Source organism: Streptomyces sp. URMC 127 (assembly GCF_051386535.1).
In the GTDB taxonomy this organism is placed as follows: domain Bacteria; phylum Actinomycetota; class Actinomycetes; order Streptomycetales; family Streptomycetaceae; genus Streptomyces.
The window spans coordinates 56619-76066 of sequence record NZ_JBPQTW010000002.1; the positions used below are offsets into that span (position 1 = coordinate 56619).

Here is a 19448-nt window from a genome sequence, read left to right on the forward strand (position 1 = left end):
GTCACCCTACGGCCGTCCGGACGGATCCTCGGCGGTTACCTCGGAGGTGACCTGACAGCCACCGACGCTCGTTCAGGATGTCCCGCAGCACAATCGAACAGCGCCAGGGACGGGCGCTGGACGGCTGGCCCGAACGAGATCCAGTCGCGCGGGTCGGCCCGGAATTCAGCTTGATCCTTAACGTCTGGCCTGGTCACGTGGTCACCCTTTGGAGTGATCGCAGGGTATGAGGGCGGCCTTCCCCGTGATCCTGAACTCTGCGACGAGATTCAGGAGTTCACGACGAAGGCCGTGGTGATCAGTGTGCTGCAACGTGTCGGGGACCGCGATGCCTTCGCAGGTCTGTCACGCTTTCGGACGGCCTTCTACGAGTGTCTGTCCACGCGGGCGGATGCGTTCTTCGAGCTGACGGACGCGCTGCTGTGTGCGGACGGGCCGGTGAGGACGCCGGTGGAGCTCTCGCTGACCGCCGAGCACCGACGGGGCTACGGCGCGTTATACGGAGCCCTGAACCATGGCTGCCTCGACGTGGACCGGCTGCGTGACCTGCTGGTTTCCCTGCCGTTGCCGCGGTTCGGCGGGCGGATCGTGCTCAGCGTGGATGTCTCCCCATGGCTGCGTTCCGACGCGGCCTGTTCGCCGGAACGACTGTTCTGTCACGTCCATGGCCGTTCACGGGAGGCCGCGCAGATCATCCCGGGCTGGCCGTACTCCTTCGTTGCCGCACTCACCCCGGACCGCACCTCGTGGACATAGGTCCTGGATGCGGTCCGGCTGGGGCCTGTCGATGATGCCGCGGCCGTCACCGCCGACCAGCTGCGGGCCGTCGTCGAGCGACTGATCGCGGCCGGGCAGTGGCAGTGCGGCGACGGGGACATCCTGATCGTGATGGACGCCGGCTACGACGTGATGCGCTTGGCCTGGGTCCTGCGCGACCTGCCCGTCGAGCTGGTCGGACGTCTGCGCTCTGACCGCGCCCTGCGGCTTCCGGCACCCTCCCGCGAGGAGTTCGCCCTGGCCCACCCCCGCGGCGGCCGGCCGCCCAAGCACGGCAAGGAGTTCAGCCTTGCCAGGCCGCGGACCTGGACAGAGCCGTCGGTGGTGACAGTGAACGACACGCCCCGCTACGGCAAGGCCGAAGCCCAGGCATGGGACCGGCTCCACCCCGAACTCCAGCAGCGTTCCGCCTGGATCGACCATGACAGTGACCTCCCCGTCATCGAGGGCACGCTGATCCGGCTCAAGGTCGATCACCTGCCGGGTGACCGTGACGCGCCACCGGTGTGGCTGTGGTCCTCGGCCACCGGCGCCGACCCGGCCGACGTCGATTTCGTCTGGTCGTGTTACCTGCGAAGGTTCGACCTGGAGCACACATTTCGCCTGTTCAAGCAGACCCTCGGCTGGACCCGCCCGCGGCTACGCGACCCGCGGGCGGCGGACCGCTGGACTTGGATCATCATCGCTGCCCACACTCAACTCCGCCTCGCCGCCCCGCTCGCCACCGACCAGCGCAAGCCCTGGGAGAAGGTCACCCGCCCCGGCGTCGTCCTCACGCCGACCCGCGTCCGGCGCGGGTTCCGACACCTCCGCCCTCACCTGCCCTGCCCGGCCCGCGTGCCCAAACCCAGCCGCCCCGGCCCTGGACGACCGCCCGGCTCCAAGAACCGACATCCCGCCACCCGCCACGACGTGGGCAAAACCGTCAAACGACCCAACACCCTCTACGAGCGAGACCGAGCCCGAGGCAAGGCGGCAACCACCCACCACGGTGTGTGATGGCTAGGTTAAGGAACAAGTTCAGAAGCCGTGGTGCATCTCTACCGTGCGTAGTCTGTGCTGGTGGTTGCCGCCGAAGGAAGCTGGGCGAGGAGGCGGGGCAGCGACTGGACGGTGCCGGACTCAGGCCTCGGGATGTTGAGGCCTGGGTCCCGGTTGTCGGCGTGGGCACTCGGACAAGTACGCGACACCGGTGCTTCCCGGCGCGCCCGGGCTTCGGCAACGGCAACGCGCCTTTGCGCCGGGGAGTACCGGGGGAGCGGAGCTCAATACCGGTTGTTTCAGCGACGAGACGGGAGTAGTTCCTGGGAGATGTGTTCGGCGTCAGGGCAGTAGGAGAGGCCGGTCAGCGGCTGGTCGGTGAAGAAGCGGGTGATCAGGTCGACGATCTCCGCGCTGCGTTCGAAGGGCACCATGTGGTCGGCGTCGGCGATGGTGGTGAACCAGCTGTCGGCGCAGGTGGCGGCGACTTCGCGGCACAAGTCCGGGGTGGTGAAGTGGTCGTGTTCCCCCGTGGCTACCAGGACTGGCATGGTCGGTGTGATGCTCGTGTCGAGCTTCTTGTGCACGAGCAGGCGAGTGGTGTTCGCGAGAGCCTGTGCGCCTTCTTCGGGTTTCAGCCTGTGCAGCCGTCGGCGCATCCCTTGGCGTAGCCGGGTGCCGAGGACGACGGAATCGATGGCGTGGGGATTGAACAGCAGGTCCAGGACCGTCTCCGCGAAGTCTTCCGTCCGTTCCGCGAGCATGAGTTCCATGGCGCGGCGTATGGCGGCCTCGGCGTGGTCGGGTATGGATGTCATGGTTCCGACCAGGGCCATCCGGTGGACGCGGTCGGGGTGACGCTGGGCGAAGGTGTAGGTGATCGCGGTTCCGTAGGAGCCGCCGACGACGTTGACCGCCTCCAGGCCTGCTTCGTCGAGCATGTGGCACAGGGCATCGGCCAGGAACTCGACGCCGTGATCTTCGGGCAGGACATCTGCCTGGCCCCATCCGGGCAGGTCGACGGTGAAGACGTCGGCGTGGGCCAGGAACTCGCTCTCGACCCGTCCCCAGCTCTCCTTCGTCTGGAAGGCGCCCCCGACAAGCACCACGGGCGCCAGGCGCGGCGAATCCGAGCGCACAAGCCGGGACTCGCAGTGGAAGCCGTGCCAGGAATGCGCGGCGATAACCGGTAACGCGCGGTCGGTCATGCCGCTGGCCGGCGTGGTCGGGTTGGGCACCGGGACTCCCTCACATCGACATGGCCAACCCCGGCCCTTCATCACGGCACCGCCCGAAAGAAGAGCAGGTCAGGGCCATGAGGTCACTGACAGCTGAGCAGTCGTCACAGTACCTCAGTGGATTTCCGGTGACGGCAGGGGCCTGCGGCGCCGCCCTGGGCAGCCATTGAGCTCGATCTCCGGCCACTGCGCAGCGGAGTGGACTGGCGGAGCGAGGAGGTCACCTACTCGGGGTAGCGGTGGTGACGTTCCCGATTGATTGAGGGACTTGCCCACTTCCGAAGCAGACCAGTGCCTGCCTGCTCCCTCACCGTAGAAGCACAACCGCTTCTCAGCCTTGTGCCGCCGCAGTCGAGGGAAGTCGGGCTCTGCTTCACCTGCGGTCTTGTGACGTTGAGCGATAGAGGGGTAGATGGCCCTGTTCTCCCGAAGCTACGGCGAAGTGACAAGTAGCTCTCTGTAGCGGATCTGGGATGTGCTTGTCAGTGTTTTTGATCTTCTGGGGTCATCGGGGGCCGTGCTCGGCGAGGTTGGTCCGGTCATGACGACCGGAAGGAGCGCGGGGTGCGGCAGGAGTGGGAGCCGGAGGACCTGATCGAGGTCTGGACGCTGCTGGAGGAGGACCAGGAACGGCTGCGGAACAAGTCGGGGGCGAACCGGTTGGGGTTCGCGTTGTTGCTGAAGTTCTTCGAGGTGGAGGCCCGGTTCCCAGAGGACGCCGGGGAGATTCCGGTGCCGGCGGTGTCGTACGTCGCTCAGCAGGTGAAGGTGGCGGCGGCGGAGTGGGCCGCGTACGACTGGTCGGGGCGGGCGATCAAGCGGCACCGGATGGAGATCCGGGGCGCGTTCGGCTTCCGTGAGTGCACCGAGGAGGACCAGGCGCAGCTCGCCGAGTGGCTGGCGGTCGCAGCTGTGCGGGGTGGAGTTGAACCGGGACCGGCTGGCGGAGGCGGTGGTGGCCCGCTGCCGCAAGGATCGGCTGGAGCCGCCGGCCCCGGGACAGATCGCGCGGCTGGTGGGCAAGGCGGTCAGCACCTTCGAGGAGCGGTTCTGCGCGGCCACCGTGGGCCAGCTGTCGGGGGCGACCCGTTCCCGGCTGGACGACCTGATCGCCGAGGACGCCGACACGGACGCGGACAGCGCGGGCGGTGGGGGCACGTTCTTCACCGAGCTGAAGGCGGACCCGGGTGCGCTGGGGCTGGACAGTCTGCTGGCGGAGGTAAACAAGGTCCAGCGGGTGCGCGGGCTTCAGTTGCCGCCGGAGTTGTTCGGGGACGTGTCGGGGAAGCTGGTGGCGGCCTGGCGGGCGCGGGCGGCGAAGGAGTATCCCTCGGACCTGCGGGCGGCGGCCGGGCCGGTGCGGTACACGCTGCTGTCGACGCTGTGCCATGTGCGGGAGACGGAGATCACCGACTCGCTGGTGGAGCTGTTCATCCAGCTCGTGCAGAAGATCAACACGCGGGCGGAGAAGAAGGTCGAGGGTGAGTTCAACAAGGAGCTGAGGCGGGTCCGCGGCAAGGAGGGCATTCTGCTGCGGCTGGCGGAGGCGGCGGTCGCGGAGCCGGGCGGCACGGTCCGCAAGGTGATCTATCCGGTTGGCGGGGAGTCCACGCTGAAGGCGCTGGCGGCGGAGGCCGCGGCGAACGAGGCGCGTTACCGGGCCCGGGTGCGGACGGTGCTGCGCTCGTCGTACTCCAACCACTGGCGGCGGATGCTCTCGCCGCTGCTGAACGCGCTGGAGCTGAAGTGCAACAACACCGCTTACCGGCCGGTGATGGACGCGATCGACCTGCTCAAGCGGTATCTGGATCAGCCCATCGCGAAGGAGGGCGCGTTCTTCGATGAAGCGGAGAAGATTCCGCTAGCCGGGGTGGTGCGCGAGGAGTGGCGCAAGTCGGTGGTGGGTGAGCGCGGCCGGGTCGAGCGCATCCCGTACGAGCTGTGCGTGCTCGTGGCGCTGCGGGATGCGCTGCGGCGGCGGGAGATCTGGGTGCCGGGCGCGAACCGGTGGCAGAACCCGGAGGACGATCTGCCGCCGGACTTCGAGGACAACCGCGATGTGCACTACGACGCGATCCGCCAGCCGCACGACCCGGAGAAGTTCATCGGGGCCCTTCAGAAGCGGTTGCGGGAGGCGCTGAGCCGCTTCGATGCGGCGCTGGAGTTGGGCACCACGGGCGGGGTGGACATCGTCAAGAAGCACGGTGAGCCGTGGATCAAGGTCTCGCCGCTGGGCAAGCAGGCCGAGCCGGAGAACCTGGTGGCGTTGAAGGCGGAGATCGAGCGCCGCTGAGGCACCATCGACCTGATCGACATCCTTAAGGAGGCCGAGTTCGCCACCGGCTTCACCGGTGAGTTCACCTCGGTCGGCAAGCACGGTGAGAGCGAGGCCGTCCTGCGGCGGGTGCGGCACCTGTTCGTCAACCGGACCAACCTGCGCGCGGCTCTGGTGCGGCTGGTCAACGCCACTTTCGCCGCCCGTGATGCGGCGTGGTGGGGCGAGGGCACCGCCTGCGCGAGCGACTCCAAGAAGTTCGGCTCCTGGTCCGAACTTCATGACGGAGTGGCACCAGCGGTACCGCGGGCCCGGGGTGATGATCTACTGGCACGTCGAGAAGAAGTCGCTGTGCGTCTACAGCCAGCTCAAATCCTGCTCGGCGTCCGAGGTCGCCGCGATGATCGAGGGCGTGCTGCGGCACTGCACGGACGTGGAGATCGACCGGCAGTACACCGACACGCACGGTGCCTCCATCGTCGGGTTCGCCTTCGCCCACATGCTCGGCTTCAACCTGCTCGCCAGGCTCAAGAACGTCGGCTCAGCACGCCTGTACCGGCCGGCGGCCGGGGAGGACGAGAAGTGGCCGAACCTGGCGCCGGTGCTGTCGACCAAAACGATCGACTGGGACCTGATCCACCAGCAGTACGACCAGATCGTGAAGTACACCACAGCCCTGCGCCTGGGCACCGCCGAGGCCGAGCAGGTCCTGCGGCGCTTCACCCGCGGCGGCCCCAAGCACCCCACCTACCGGGCGATCGAGGAACTCGGGCGGGCGGTGCGTACGGCGTTTATCTGTGACTACCTAGCCGACGCGGACCTGCGCCGCGAGATCAACGACGGGCTCCAGGTCGTGGAGAACTGGAACTCCGCCAACCACGACCTGTTCTACGGCAAGGACGGCGATCTGACCGGCTCCGACAAGGAGTCCCAGGAGGTCTCCATGCTCGCCCTGCACCTGCTCCAGTCGGCGTTGGTGCACGTCAACACCCTGCTGCTTCAGGACATCCTGAGCGAGGAGAAGTGGCAGAAGCGGCTCACCGACGCCGACCGGCGGGGCCTGTCCCCGCTGTTCTGGACCCACGTGAACCCGTACGGCACGTTCCGCCTCGACATGAACAAGCGCCTCGACCTGTCGGGCGTGACCATTCCCGGACAGCGTGCCGCCGTGAGCGAGCGAGCCGAGGCAAACCCCGCCACCCGCTGAGGAGGAGGATCACGCACTCAATGAGTAGACACTGTCTACCAATGCGTGGTAGACAGTGTCTATGACTGATGAGAGCCCCCTTCGGGAGCGGTTGATCGATGTCGGGGTCGACCTTGTGCTGACCGAGGGCTCCGCGTCCGTGGGCCTGCGGGAAATAGCCCGTCGGGCGGGGGTGTCGCACGGGGCGCCGCGTCGGTACTTCCCCACGCACCACGCGCTGCTCTCGGCTATCGGGCGTCGCGGCTTCGAGGACCTTGCAGCCATGTTCGAGGCCGCGGTCGCCGGCACGACCACACCGCGCGGCCAGCTGGAGGCTCTCGCGCGGGCGTACGTCGGGTACGCGCTGGAACGCCGCGGCATGTTCGAGCTCATGTGGCGGCACGACCTGCTTGACGGCGCGGCGCAGGCATCGGACCAACCGAGGCTGCGCGAGTCGACCCTCCCGCTGTTCGGGCACTTCACCGGACTTGTCGCCCGATGCCTATCGGAGAGGGAGGCCGCGCGACGCGCCGACGGGTCGAACGAGGCCGGACCGCCGCCTGCGGTGACTGCCGCCGCTCTGTGGTCGAACCTGCACGGCATGGCCCAGCTGTGGGCCTGGGGCAGCTTGCAACTCGCCCTCGGCGCACCACCGCTGGACGGGGACCCCGACGACGACCAACGCGACCGGCTCATCGCGGCAGTTCTGGACGCCCATCTCGGCCCGGTGACCTCATGACCGCACCCGCACAGCGGCAGATTGCACTTCTGGTCAGTGTGGTCGGCGCGGTGATCGTCGCACTGGACGGAACCATCCTGCTCATGGCGCAGCCCGGCATGCAGCGTGATCTCGGCGCGAGCGTGGCGCAGATCCAGTGGACGAGCACCGGCTATCTGGTCGCCGTGGCCGCGTTGCTCGTGATCGCCGGGCGCCTCGGGGATCGGTACGGGCACCCGCGCCTGCTGTTCGTCGGCGTCCTCGGTTTCGGGGCTGCCTCGGCCGGGATCGCGCTCGCGCCGGGCGTCGGCTGGGTGATCGTCCTGCGCGCGGTGCAGGGCGGGTTCGCCGCGTTCCTCCAACCTGCGACGCTCGCGCTGCTACGGCTGGCGTATCCCGCGGACCGGCTCGGCAAGGCGATCGCCATTCGCACCAGTGCGATCGCGGTGGCGGCAGGGTCCGGTCCGCTCCTGGGCGGTGTTCTCGTGGCTCATCTGGGGTGGCGCGCCGTGTTCTGGGTCAACGTGCCCCTCGCGTTCGTCATCGCCGTCCTCGCCCTCGCCGCGCGGACGCCGGCACCTCAACGTGGCAACTCTCCACGGCTCAACCTCACCAGCGCGGGCCTGCTAGCGGTCGCGCTCGCAATCCTGGTCCACGCCTTGGCCGACGTACCCGCGCGGGGGTGGACCGCCGCGCCGACGCTGCTCGAATTCCTCGCCGTCATCGGCGTCGCAACGGTGCTCGCCTGGCACGAACGCCGCACCACGCACCCGATCGTTCCACCAGCCGTAGCGCGGTCCGTACCGGTGACCGCGTCGATGGCGATCCTGCTGGTCACCACCGCCGGGCTGTTCGGCGCGCTGTTCAGGGCCACCTTCTACCTCCAGGACGTACTTCGACTCGACCCACTCGACAGCGGTCTGCGCGTGCTCCCGCTGACCGTGCTCATGGTCCTCGGCTCACCCGCCGCGGTCGCCGCACTGCGCCGGTACGGTGCGCGCCGCACCGCGATCGCCGGTACGGTCCTCGTCGTGGTCGGCATCGCGGGGCTGTCCCGGCTCGGTCCCGCCAGCACATGGATGGCCATGGCTGCAGCCTTTGCCGCCATCGGTGCCGGGTTCGCCACCGTGATGGTCACCGCCACCGGGACCGTCGTCGGTGACGCGCCACCCGGGTACGCCGGGGTCGTCAGCGGACTCAAGCAGACCGCCATGAACATCGGGCCGACCCTCGGCATCGCCGTCGCGGCCAGCGCAACCGGCACCGCTGCTTCGACCATGAACTCCACTGCGCTGATCTTGGCCGCACTCGCCGCTCTCGGCCTGCTGCCCGCGTCGCGACTGCCCCGGCGCCCGGCCCACCAGGAAGGAGACGACACGACCGCCTCACGCCCGGCGCAAGCACCAACACCACAGGCAGCACCCGCTCGACACTCAAACAGTTGAGCAACCGCCGAACACGCCCGGGCTGATCCGGTCATGTACCAGACCGATCTTCAGTGGCGGCACGCCGTCGTCTGCTGACACTTGGGGTCTCGCCGGTATTGCTGCTGAATTGAACGCTAAGGGCTTTGCCGCAGGTCAGGTCTGGCGCTGGCCGGGGATGACGGGCGTGAGTAGTCGGGGCACAGGAAATCCCGGTGAGAACGATCATGGTCTCGGCGTGAGGGTGCTGACGCGATCTCGTACTCGCGACGGGCCTTGCGCTGGGCCGGGACCGTCGAAGCGCCCGGGCCGCCGTCGAGCGGCTGGCAGCGGGCGAGGAACTGGCGGTGCACGGCGGGGAGGGCGCTGACGCGCAGGGTGTAGCCCTGGCCGCGCCGTACGGTCACACCGTGGTCGAGGCGGTCCGCTCGGCGGGCTCTAGTTCGGCGGCACGGAGGAAGTCGGCGACCTTGCCGGGCGTGTCGAGGGTGGCCGGCAGCTCCAGGGCTGGGATGCCCTCCTGCTCGACGGTGCGGTCGGGCAGGAGGTCGGCGACGGCCGTGCGGATCGCGCCGCGGCTGACGCCGTGGTCGCGAGCGAGGGCGGCGATGGAGCGGGCCCTCTACCTCCACACCCTCAAACACGCTGGGCCGCAGGGTTCAGAAGGCGCGGCACAGCTTGACGTCGAAGGTCACGTGCTTCCCCATGACCTTGCTGTCGTTGTGCAAGCGGAAATACGGGCCTTTGAGGTAGAGCGTGGCCCTGCCGTCGGCGATTTCGTTCTGGAACGTGATCGATACCCTCTCACTGGAGCTCCCCTTGGCCTCGCCCAGGCGGACCGGGGAGCGGAAGGGAACAGCGCAGCCCAGTCGCCAGGACAGGCTCCCCTTCTCGGGGTCTTGCTCGATGTGCAGTTCGAGGGTGAGAGCCCCGTGCAACGGCACTGCGACGTCGACGGTCGATTGAACTTCGGCGGATTCGCCGTAGACCGGGCTGCCGTCTGCGTTCTGGGCGTAGATGTGGCGCTCTTCGGCGGCATCCGAAGCGAGGTCGACGCGGTGGTGCCCCTCCAGCCACGTGCTCAGAGGTTCCTCGGTCTTGCCAGCCGCCTCATCGGCAGTCCTGTCGGCCTGCGTGGACATCGTGTGGGCCCTCCTGTCATCGACGGCTTTCCCGGTTACCGGTCCGCCGGTCTTCGCCCCAGCGTCCGGCGCGGGCCGAACCTACCCACGACACGTTTCGATAACCACACAAAGTAATTTAATGTGCGCCTAACGTAGAACAGGGAATCGTGCGGAAACCAGCACCGGCACCCGCTCGACGATCTTTTCGTCTCAGCGAGGCCGCAGAAACCGACCATGATCGCTCTCACCGGGATTTTCTGTACCCCGACTACTCACACCCGGATGAGGCGCCAGTGGCCGGGGTACTCGGCGCCGCAGTTCGCGCAGTGGGCGCGGTAGAGGGCGGCGGCCGGTCCGAGGGTGCGGGCGGGCCGGGCAGCCGGGGCCTGGCCCTCGATGACGGCGATCAGGTTCTCCCACGGCTTCGGGCAGGTGCAGGCGGCCGGTAACGCGTCGTCAGCCGGTGCGGTCATGCGGTACTCCCGTCCTCGGTGGGGTCGTCGGGGCTGGTGGCCCGCCATTCGCGGGGCTTGAGGCCGGTGGCGTGCTGGACGGCGGCGACTTCTTCGTGGTCGTAGGCGGTGCGGACGCCGGAGATGGACATCCCGGCCGCGTTCGCGAGGTCGGCGAGCTTGTAGGGGCGGGGCCGGGTGAACTCGCGGCCGTACGCGACGAGGCGGCGGATGTCGGCTTCGGCTTCTTCGCGGCGGCGGCGGGCGCCGGCGAGGGCGGACAGCAGGGGTTCGGCGTCGTCGCCGTGGGCGTCCCAGGCGGCTTCGAGGTTGAAGGCGGTCCGTTCGCGGGCTTCGGCGATGTCCGCCCAGATCTCGCTCCGGGCCTCCTCGGGGAAGTTCTCGGGGTCGGGTGTCGGGTGGAGGATTGCGGCAATCTCTTCGTACATGGTCATGGGATTCAGTCTGCGCAATGCTTTGCGATGAGCGCAACAGATTTCAGCAGTCGAAACCGGCCGGGTTCACGGAGCCCGGCGCCCGGTTCACGGCATCCCGAGGGACAAGATCTTCAGCGAGAAGATCAGCACCCGGGTGCGGGTCCGCCCGAAGTTCGAGGAGGCGCTGCGGACCGCGAGGGAGGTCAAGGCGCACGCCCCGCACTGCCGGGTCATCTTCACGGTGTACGAGATGAAGCGGCTCGGCCGCGACGCCGCCGAGCTCACCGCGCTCGCCGACCACCTCACCGCTCACGGCCTGGTCCTGGAGATGCTCGCCGGGCCCGTGCCGGGTATCTACGACCCGACCGGGCCGGGGAAGCTGCTGTTCGCGTTCTTCGCGGCGATGGCGGAGACCGAGCGGGAGAACATCCGCGAGTCGACGCTGGAAGGTCTCGACACGGCGGCCCGCAAGGGCAAGCACGGCGGCCGGCCGTCGGTCATCACCGACGACATGCTGCACACCGTGCTGCGGCGCCGCGCGGGCGGCGAGTCTGTCGAGCAGATTCAGCCCGACCTGATCATCCCCACCGGCAAGCGCAAGGGCCAGAACCCCTCGGTCGCCAGCGTCTACCGGGCACTCGCCGAGCACGCCAAGCGCGAGGCGTACCCCGAAGCCGTCGAGCAGGCCCACGCCGACTTCGCCGCCCTGACAGAAGGGGAACTCCCCGGCCCGCGCACGGCCGAGGTCGCCCACACCGCAGGGAGCGGCGAGTGACACCCGGACCCCACCGGACGAAGGGCGGCGCGCCCCCGCTCGGCGCACGGCCCGGGCAGGTCGGCCCCTTCGGCCAGTACGGCGCCGGGGCGCGCGACCCTGGAGATGTGGAGATCGAGATCCTGGCCGTGCCCGACTGCCCCCACCAGCAACGCGCCCGAACAGCGACTGCGGCAGGCCCTGGACGACGCCGGCCTGCCCGGCATGGGCTTCACCACCCGGGTGATCGCGTCGGCGGGAGCCAGCTATTAGCGGCTGCTGTTAGCTGACCCGTTCGAGGTAGAGACCGTCGTGCGTGTGGACCTTGACCTTGTCGCCAGTGGCGACGAACAGCGGGACCTTGATCTCGGCTCCGGTCTCCAGGGTGGCGGGCTTGGTGCCGTCGCCCTGGGCGGGCGGCCCGGTCTCGGCGATGACCAGCTGGACCACAGAGCTGATACTGATGGCCAGCGGGCGGCCCTTGTGCAGCGTTACGTCGACCGCAGAACCCTCGGTCAGGTACTTGGCGGCGTCGCCGACGACGGCGGAGTCGACCGTGAGCTGCTCGAAGGTGGCTGTGTCCATGAGGACGAAGCCGTCGCCTTCCGGGTAGAGGTACTGCATCGACCGTTCTTCGACATCGGCGAACTCGATCTTGGCGTCCGCGCCAAAGGTCTTCTCGATGATCTCGCCGGAGCCGAGGTCCTTCAGCCTGGCTCGCACGGAGGCCGGTTTCCCGCAGCGTCGGAACTCGATGACGACGTAGGGCCTGCCGTCGACCTCAAGCTTCAGGCCCTTCCTGAAATCGTCCAAAGTAGCCACGGAAAACAACTCCTCGTTGTGTGCTGACGCGGTCCCGCTCAGGCCACCGTCTCGTTGCGGCAGATGCACTCCGGCGCGGCTGTGGCCATCACGACGTTGGACGCATACCCTGAGTTGCCAAATTGTCACGCCGTGTGGCGCCCAGAAGTCGGGCATGAGGGTGGCGTTTCCGACCCGACGGTCAGACGTCGGTCACTCCCCGGTCAACGATCAGCCGGTCCAGCTTCGGTGGCAACTGATCCGAGGCCTGGAAGAAGCTGGTGGAGGCCGCGGGCGACCGGTGGCGGCTGGTCTACCTGCCCGTCGAGAAGGACGAGCTGCTGCGACGCCTCGCCGACCGGAACCGCCGCGAGGATGCCAACGCGCTGACCGTCAGAGGTCGCTCGCCCGTCCCGTACCGACGGCGGGCGAGCGATCCTGGAGGTATGGCCCGCCGTCGGTACTGCTACGTCTGCCGCGTCGTGCTCCCCAAGGGGGCGACACGGCGGCGCCTGTACTGCGGGCCCGCCTGCCGGGCCCAGGCATACCGAGACCGGCTGACCACCGAGTGGATCGGCGCCTTCGGCCGGGTGTATCTCCAGGCCGTGGCCACCGACAACAAGCGCCTCCTGCGGCGGCTGCTGTGCCCGGTGTGCGGGCATATGACCTACGCTGGCGCCTCCCGGCGCCGGGATAGTACGTACTGTTCGAATCGCTGCAAAGATCGTGCTTACCGGCGTCGGCACCGGGCGTACCGTGACGTCAAGACGTCGGGAAAATGCGCTGTACCGGCGGGTACGACGCGTTGACGTCACACAATGCCGAGGGAGTGCAGGACGGCCCGCGCGAGGTCCGGTGTCCATGGTGAGTCGCCGGCGGTCCCGGGCCCGACGCCTTGGGCGAGCTGCTGGAGGCTGGCGACGTCGATCGTGCGCTCGCCGCCGGCGGTGCGGGTGTAGACGCTGCCGTCCTCGCCGTGTCGGGCCTGGAGCCCGTGCACTCCGGTCTCCACCCAGCGCGTTGTGTCCATATCCAGGATCATGCCGGAGACGTCCCGGCCGGTGGCGCATCGACCGGCGGGTGGTCGAGGCGGAGGCGGGCGGCGGCCCATAGCAGGCGGCCACCGGTCCGTACGGCATTGAGGCTCGTGCGGTGGGCGGCGCAGGCGTCGGGGTGGTCGGTGCGGTCGGCCTGCTCGGGCATGTCGTCGTCGAAGGTGCCGGGCGGCACCACTATGACCACGGCCTCCAGGGTGTCCAACGCGGCCTTCAGCCAGGCCGAGGACAGCGGCACCGGTTCCTCGGGCGCCACCAGGGTGCCTGGGCCGGTCAGCGTGAGGGCGTGGAAGCAGCCGCCTGCGACGTGTACGGCGGTGGTCACCACGGGCATCGCTTCACGGCCCCAGGCGAAACCGGCGGCCAGCGCATCCCGGACGAGGTCGCTGTAGGTGTCGGGGCCGGGCTGGTGGACGACTTCGGCGACCCGCCGCCGGGGCGTGGAGATCGTGGAGAAGGACCAGCTGCGCTGTGCTGTCGCGATCAGCTCGTCGGTCACACCAGGCCCAACGAGCCCGGCCTGGACCAGGGCACGGGCGAGGAGGCTACTGGTCGTACGCCCACGCGCGGCCGGTCTGGCGGTATTCCTCCACGGGGATCGGTTCGACGCCGGGCCGCATACGGGCGGTGTAGAGGTGGCCGTCGAGGTGGTCGATCTCGTGAGCGATGAGCCGGGCGAGGCCGCGCTCGTACACCGTGGTGACCTCGGTGCCGTCCATGGCGGTGGTCACCACCGTGATCGTCAGGGGGCGCGGGACCATGCCGCGGACGTCGAAGAAGCTCAGGCACCCCTCGTACTGCTCGTCCATCTCCTCCGAGCGCGCGGTGATGCGGGGGTTGAGCAGGACGATCGCCGCGGCGGCGGGGTCGGCGGGCTGGACGACGGCCGCCGCCCGGCCGATGCCGATCTGCGGAGCCGCGATGCCCATGCCCTTGGCGAAGGGGTGCACATGCGCGATCCGCTCCATCGCCGCGAACAGCGACTCGACGGTGTGCTCGGCGGTGTCCTTCTCGGCGGGCAGAGCGAAGGGCCGGGCGACCTCTGCGAGGACGGGGGCGCCGTACTGCACGACGCCGAGGTCACGCATCTGCTCGCTGGGCCGCACCGTCGTCACGTCAGCTCCCTGTCGCTCGTCTGGGGTTCGGGCCGGGCCGCTCGGAACCGCCATTCGAGACGGTACCGGGCGTGCAGGGGCGGTGTGGAGGTCGTCCAGGAGAACAACCGCGTCCCGTTCTCGTCCCGCCGCACGGGGGCGGTCCGCAGCGGGGACGCCTCGGCGCTCATGGAGGTCTCGGTCCCCCACACGACCGGGTCGAGGGCGGCGGGAAAGGCGAGCTGGACCTCCAGGTGCTCGGTGGGCAGCCGCACCGCCCGCTGGAACCACCGGCCCCACTTCTCATCCCCCACGCCGTAGGCGTACTCGATCCACACAGACTCGGCGGGGTAGAGCGGAAAGCGGCCCTGGTCGTTCTCGAACAGCAGCCAGACCTCCTTGAAGGCGTCGCGGTCGTGCTTGGCCTCCCACCGCATCGCCTCCCCCCGGCACGTCGCGCTCAGCTCCAGCTCCTCCCAGGTCAACGGGTGGGTGCGGTAGTGGGCGTTGGACCGCTCCGGCTCGCCGGGGTAGCGGTCGACGCTGATGCGGATCAGGTAGCGGGTCACCGGCTCGGAGCCGGTGTTCCGCAGGCGCCGGCGCATCGTCAGTCGGTAGAGGCGGCCGTCGTAGTCGAGCCGGGCGGCGTCGTGCTCGACGACGAGCGCCGATCCGGTCGCGTACGGCTGCTCGGCCACCGCTCGCGGGGCCGGAGCGAGGACTGTTGCCCGACCGGTGCGGGTCTTGGCCGCTTCGTAGTCGCACCACCGCTTCCAGATGGCCTTGCCCGCGCCCAGGGCCTCGTCGGCACGGCGGGCGAAGTCCTCGGTCGGCTTGTGCCGCCCGGACTCCACGTGGCTGACGTACGACGGATCGAAGCCCATCGCCGCCGCGAGAGCCCGTTTCGACAGGCCCCTCACCTCGCGCCAGTAGGCGGTCTCGGCCGCGAACGCCTCCGCCGCCTGCTCCACGGTCACCGCATCGTGCTGTTCTCCCATCAAGGACTCCCGCCCGGCCGGCTGGTTGGTGACGAGGGTGAGTGAACCGTGAGTGAGGCCGATTCACCATCCCGTCACCGCTATTGACCCCGGTTTCCTTCCCATGACCGGCCCGGACGGACCCGGGCCAGCAGGAGGGGAAAGCATCATGCGGCTGCTGTACCTGCTGAACATCTCCAACCCCGGACGCCTCTCGGCCGACTCCGGCTTCACCTTCGCCGACCTCCTCACCCCCGCTCTGGCCGACGCCGGGGTGGACGTGACCGTGGCATCCCCGGCGCCGGCCGGGGATGCCCGGGTGGGCTTCGCGCCCACCATCTCGCCGTCCACGAAGTACCGGGCCCGCCTCGACCCCGGCCTCGACGAGCTCGTCGCCCTCGTCCGCCGGACGAAGCCGGAGGTGGTGGTGGCCAACCAGATCGAGGCCGCCCCCGCGATCCGCGCCGCCCTCCTCGAAGCCGGCACCAACGCGCGCATCGCGGGGTACTGCCACTACCTGCCCTTCTCCTTCACCGACGACGGCGACCTGGAGCTCGACCCCTCCATGGACGACGGCGGCCTCGGCCGGCCGGTGCTGCTGGCCTTCGCCGCCGGCCTCGCCGCATGCGACCGGGTCCTGGTCCACTCCGCCACCGCCGCCGCCTGGACCACGGCGGCGGCCGACCGTATGGGCGTCGACCTCGCCGAGAAGCTGCACACCGTGCCCGCCCCCAGGGACGAGCGCCTGGTGCGCGACCCCGCCGACGTCCTCCCGCCGCCAGACGGCCGCGCGGCCGCCATCTACAACCACCGCCTGTACGCGCACTACGGCACCGCCCGCTTCACCGCCCTCGCCCGGCGCTTGGTGGCCGAGGCGCCGGTGGAGCTGACGGTGATGGACCTGTTCGGCACCCGTAGCCCCGAGCGCGTCCGCCTCGATCCCAGCCCCGAACGCCACCGTGACGAGCTCGCCGCCCTCGACGGGGTTACGGTCGCCTCGGACCGCGGGGACCGGGTGCACTACCGGAATCTGCTGGCCAGCGCCCACTTCGGCATCGCGCCGTTCCGGCCCGGGTGCCCGTGGTCGATGTCGGTGGTGGACTGCCAGGGGATGGGCCTGCCGGTCATCGCCCCGCGCACCGGGTGGCTGGCCGAGCACATCGACGACGACCTGCTCTTCGTCACCGACGACGAAGCCGTACGGATCGCGGCCCGGCTGGCCACGGACGGAGAGTTCTACCGGGTGCACGCCAAGCGCGCGCACGCCTCCACCGCCGACTTCGCCCCCTCGGCCGTGGCCGCCCGCTACCTGGAGGCGATCGCATGACCAGCGCCTTCGATGCGGTCCTGCTCTCCTACGACGAGCCGATGGCGAACGCCCTGCACCGCCGGCTCGGGAGGGTGCTGGGCGGCACGGTCAAGCGCCTGCACGGCGTGCGGGGGATGCGCCGCGCCTACCTGCTGACGGCCGAGCTGGCCGATACCGAGCAGTTCTTCCTCGCCGACGGCGACTTCTCCATCGACACCCGCTTCCCGGCTGTCGGCGTCGAGCCGCTGGCGGCCGGGGTCTCGATGCGGGTGTGGCGGGCGGTCAACCCGGTCAACGGGCTGACGTACGGCTACGGCGGGCTGAAGCTGATCCGCCGGGACGCGCTGCGGGAGATGGGCGAGGCCGTCGACGTCCTCGCCGCCCTCCCCGGCAAGGTCGAGTTCTGCCAGGACACCGCCGGGACCACCAGGTTCAACCAAAGCCCGTACCACGCCTGGAAGGCGGGTTTCCGCGAGTGCGCGATGCTCGCGCGCGGCAGCGAGTACGGCATGAACGACACCGACGCCCGCGCCCGGATCGACGCCTGGACATCCAGCAGCACCGGCGACTTCGCCACCTACGCGGCGACCGGCGCCCGCGACGGCATCGCCTTCGCCCGCGACGCCGCCCGCGACCCTGAGCGGTTCGACCTGCTCAACGACCCCGCGTGGCTGCGGGAGCACTTCACGGCCGCGCACGGCGAGCAGGCGGTCGCCGGATGACCGCCGAGCCCCCGCTGGTGCTCATCGAGCCCGGTGCCCACCGGCTCGGCGGGCACCACCCGCGCACCCTGACGGCGCTCGCCGCCGCGCGGCCCGGCAGCTGGGTCATCGCCCCGTACGGCGCCGCCGACCCCGGCCCGCTCCGCCAGGCCGGCGCCCACCTGGTCACCGGCACCCGCGGGCACCTCGCGGCCGTGCTGCTGGCCGCCGCCCACTGGGCGGGCGCCGTCTCCACCGCCGGGCAGAAGGCGTTCGCCTCCCGACGGTGGCCGCGCGCGCTGCGGCGGGCCCCGCACCAGGTCACCCTCCTGGCCCGGTGCCTGACGGAGGCCGCGTGCCTGCGCACGGCCCGCCGGCTAGTCCGGGAACCGGCCACCGTGGTCGTGCTCAGCGCGAGCGAGGCCCTGCACGGCGCCGCCGCCCTCCTCGGCGGCCAGCCCCACCTACGGTTCCTCCACGAGGCCATCACCACGGAGGACGCGCCAGTGCGGCTGCTCGGGCGCATCGCCCGCCGGGGCGAGCGGCGGGTGGTCGCGCTGTACCCGACGGCCGCCGTGCGGGACCAGTTCGCCGACGCCTTCCCGGGCCTGGCCGGGGCCGTGCGGGCTTTCGCGGTGGACGACGGGAAGCGGCTCACCGAGGCCGAGCGGGACGGCGCCCGCACCGCCTTCGGCATCCCCGCCGACGCGGTGGCGGTGTGCCTGGTCGGCGGCTGGTGGCCGTACAAGGACATCGCCACCGTCGACGCCGCCCTCGCCCGGCTCACCGCATCGCTGCACCTGGTGGTCACCGGCACCCCGCTCGACGAGGAGATGCTCTTCCGCTGGCACGAGCTGCCGCAGGTCCACCTCCACACGGTGCCCGGTCCTGTCGTCGAGCAGGTCCTCCGCCTCGTCTACGCCGCAGCCGACGCAGCCCTGGTCACCCGCCGGCCCGGGGTCGGCAAGGAGTCCGGGCTGGTCATGGACGCCGCCCGGCTCGGCGTCCCCTTGCTCGTCTCCGACCACGACCCGGACCTCACCGCCCGTTTCGCGGGGCAGCCGTGGGTGCGGCTCTTCCCGGCCGGCGACGACGGCGCCCTCGCCGCGGTTCTTGACGGCCTCGCCGCCGGGCCGCCCGAGCGCCCCGGCCCCCAGGCCCCGGCGGTGCTGGGCATGGCCACGGCGGCCGAGCAGGCCGCCTTCCTCACCACCGCGTACACCCGCCTCATCGAGGAGCTGCGATGACACCCGTCCCGCCCGCGCTGGTCGCGGTGATCGGCCCCGTGGAACCGGCCCTGCTGATCTCCTGGACGGCCCACTACCGCGTGCTCGGCATCACCGACTTCCGCCTCGCCTTCCACTTCCCCGACCATGTCCCCACGGCCTGGCGGGACCAGCTGCTGGCCACCGCCGCCGAGCTCGGCATCACCCCGGCGACGGTCAGTGCCGGGCCGTGGCACGAGCACACCAACACCGATCTCCGCGACGCCCTGCGCGAGCAGGCCGGGCCCGGCTGGCACCTGCTCGCCGACTCCGACGAGCTGCACACCTTCCCGGCCCCACTGGAGAAGGTGATCGTCACGGCGGAGAGAGCGGGGCGGGTGGTGGTGGGCGGGCTGATGCTCGACCGTGTCGCCCCCGACGGACGGCTCGCCCACTGGCGGCCGGAGACCGGGCTGGACCGCGCGTTCCCGCTCGGCGGCCACCTCACCCACCGGCTCCTGCGCGGCGACCCCCGCAAGATCGTCCTCGCACGGTCCGAGGTTTCCGTGGCCTCCGGCAACCACCGAGCCCCCGGCCAGAGACCCGACCCGGACACGCTGGCCTGCGTGCACCACTTCAAGTGGCGCTCGGGCGTCCTGGACGACCTGCGGCGCCGGGTGGAGAACTTCGCCTCCGGCACCTGGGCCGAGCACACCCCGGCCGTCCGCGATGAGGCCGGGCGGCTGCTGGACCACATCAGTCAGCACCACGGGCGGATCGACGTCGCCGACCCGCGCCTGGGCTTTCGCCGCGTCGACCTGGACGGCCTGCCGGCGGGCTGGGCGGCCGAGGCCCGCGGCATCGTCACCGGATGGCGGCCACCTGCGGCGAACGGCCACCGGTAGCCGGGCCCGGTCGGCGAGAATGGAGGCCGAGGCCC

The 19448-nt window shown here is 70.3% G+C and carries 17 protein-coding genes and 3 pseudogenes; 11 read left to right on the forward strand and 9 right to left on the reverse strand.

All coding sequences use genetic code 11. The features are described 5' to 3' along the window. Positions 1–294: 294 nt before the first annotated feature. Positions 295–1776: pseudogene (locus tag ACSNOH_RS01070) on the forward strand (NF041680 family putative transposase). 281 nt (positions 1777–2057) lie between these two features. On the opposite strand, the gene ACSNOH_RS01075 reads toward ACSNOH_RS01070, so the two are convergent. Then, positions 2058–2996, reverse strand: coding sequence for an alpha/beta fold hydrolase (locus ACSNOH_RS01075; RefSeq protein ID WP_436719221.1), 939 nt, complete (start codon positions 2994–2996; stop codon positions 2058–2060). Between the two features lie 564 nt (positions 2997–3560). Between ACSNOH_RS01075 and ACSNOH_RS01080 the strand changes: the two are divergent. The 5 genes and pseudogenes from ACSNOH_RS01080 to ACSNOH_RS01100 all read left to right on the forward strand — a co-directional run. Beyond that, positions 3561–3851: pseudogene (locus ACSNOH_RS01080) on the forward strand (DUF4158 domain-containing protein); the annotation flags it as partial. 64 nt (positions 3852–3915) lie between these two features. After that, positions 3916–5289, forward strand: coding sequence for a hypothetical protein (locus ACSNOH_RS01085; protein ID WP_436719317.1), 1374 nt, complete (start codon positions 3916–3918; stop codon positions 5287–5289). Between the two features lie 111 nt (positions 5290–5400). Beyond that, a pseudogene (locus ACSNOH_RS01090) lies at positions 5401–6478 on the forward strand (transposase). Positions 6479–6539: 61 nt separating this feature from the next. Then, positions 6540–7196 (forward strand): TetR/AcrR family transcriptional regulator, encoded by a 657-nt coding sequence (locus ACSNOH_RS01095; RefSeq protein ID WP_436719222.1) that lies wholly within the window; start codon positions 6540–6542, stop codon positions 7194–7196. After that, positions 7193–8620, forward strand: a complete 1428-nt coding sequence (locus ACSNOH_RS01100) for an MFS transporter (RefSeq protein WP_436719223.1) — start codon at positions 7193–7195, stop codon at positions 8618–8620. The genes ACSNOH_RS01095 and ACSNOH_RS01100 overlap by 4 nt, the downstream gene beginning before the upstream one ends. A gap of 638 nt (positions 8621–9258) precedes the next feature. Here the strand turns inward: ACSNOH_RS01100 and ACSNOH_RS01105 are convergent. The 3 genes from ACSNOH_RS01105 to ACSNOH_RS01115 all read right to left on the reverse strand — a co-directional run bounded on the left by ACSNOH_RS01105 (position 9259) and on the right by ACSNOH_RS01115 (position 10630). Beyond that, a complete protein-coding gene (locus tag ACSNOH_RS01105; RefSeq protein WP_436719224.1) occupies positions 9259–9741 on the reverse strand; it encodes a hypothetical protein in 483 nt (160 codons plus the stop codon). A 254-nt stretch (positions 9742–9995) separates the two neighbouring features. After that, positions 9996–10196: a hypothetical protein gene (locus ACSNOH_RS01110; protein WP_436719225.1), complete on the reverse strand. Its 201-nt coding sequence runs from the start codon at positions 10194–10196 to the stop codon at positions 9996–9998. Further along, entirely contained in the window at positions 10193–10630 is a 438-nt protein-coding gene (locus ACSNOH_RS01115) for a hypothetical protein (protein ID WP_436719226.1), read from the reverse strand. Before ACSNOH_RS01115 ends, ACSNOH_RS01110 begins: the two co-directional genes overlap by 4 nt. 109 nt (positions 10631–10739) lie before the next feature. Between ACSNOH_RS01115 and ACSNOH_RS01120 the strand changes: the two genes are divergently transcribed. After that, a complete protein-coding gene (locus tag ACSNOH_RS01120; protein WP_436719311.1) occupies positions 10740–11387 on the forward strand; it encodes a recombinase family protein in 648 nt (215 codons plus the stop codon). Positions 11388–11648: 261 nt separating this feature from the next. On the opposite strand, the gene efp is transcribed toward ACSNOH_RS01120, so the two are convergent. From efp to ACSNOH_RS01145, 5 genes are all read right to left on the reverse strand, one after another. Then, on the reverse strand, positions 11649–12188 hold the full coding sequence (gene efp, locus ACSNOH_RS01125; protein WP_436719227.1) for an elongation factor P: 540 nt from the start codon (positions 12186–12188) through the stop codon (positions 11649–11651). 790 nt (positions 12189–12978) lie between these two features. After that, positions 12979–13197: a hypothetical protein gene (locus ACSNOH_RS01130; RefSeq protein ID WP_436719228.1), complete on the reverse strand. Its 219-nt coding sequence runs from the start codon at positions 13195–13197 to the stop codon at positions 12979–12981. An 8-nt stretch (positions 13198–13205) separates the two neighbouring features. Beyond that, positions 13206–13721 (reverse strand): hypothetical protein, encoded by a 516-nt coding sequence (locus ACSNOH_RS01135; protein WP_436719229.1) that lies wholly within the window; start codon positions 13719–13721, stop codon positions 13206–13208. Between the two features lie 46 nt (positions 13722–13767). Then, the gene (locus ACSNOH_RS01140) at positions 13768–14337 is read right to left on the reverse strand and encodes a peptide deformylase (protein WP_436719230.1); all 570 of its coding nucleotides are present in this window, start codon (positions 14335–14337) and stop codon (positions 13768–13770) included. Beyond that, positions 14334–15314: a helix-turn-helix domain-containing protein gene (locus ACSNOH_RS01145; RefSeq protein ID WP_436719231.1), complete on the reverse strand. Its 981-nt coding sequence runs from the start codon at positions 15312–15314 to the stop codon at positions 14334–14336. The genes ACSNOH_RS01140 and ACSNOH_RS01145 overlap by 4 nt, the downstream gene beginning before the upstream one ends. A 148-nt stretch (positions 15315–15462) precedes the next feature. Between ACSNOH_RS01145 and ACSNOH_RS01150 the strand changes: the two genes are divergently transcribed. Genes ACSNOH_RS01150 through ACSNOH_RS01165 form a run of 4 tightly spaced genes read left to right on the forward strand, consistent with a single transcriptional unit; the run spans position 15463 to position 19413 of the window. After that, entirely contained in the window at positions 15463–16620 is a 1158-nt protein-coding gene (locus tag ACSNOH_RS01150; RefSeq protein WP_436719232.1) for a glycosyltransferase, read from the forward strand. Then, complete coding sequence (locus ACSNOH_RS01155) at positions 16617–17324, forward strand: hypothetical protein (RefSeq protein WP_436719233.1); 708 nt, start codon at positions 16617–16619, stop codon at positions 17322–17324. Before ACSNOH_RS01150 ends, ACSNOH_RS01155 begins: the two co-directional genes overlap by 4 nt. Further along, complete coding sequence (locus ACSNOH_RS01160; protein ID WP_436719234.1) at positions 17321–18550, forward strand: hypothetical protein; 1230 nt, start codon at positions 17321–17323, stop codon at positions 18548–18550. Before ACSNOH_RS01155 ends, ACSNOH_RS01160 begins: the two co-directional genes overlap by 4 nt. Next, entirely contained in the window at positions 18547–19413 is an 867-nt protein-coding gene (locus ACSNOH_RS01165) for a glycosyltransferase family 2 protein (protein WP_436719235.1), read from the forward strand. The genes ACSNOH_RS01160 and ACSNOH_RS01165 overlap by 4 nt, the downstream gene beginning before the upstream one ends. The last annotated feature ends 35 nt before the right edge of the window (positions 19414–19448 follow it).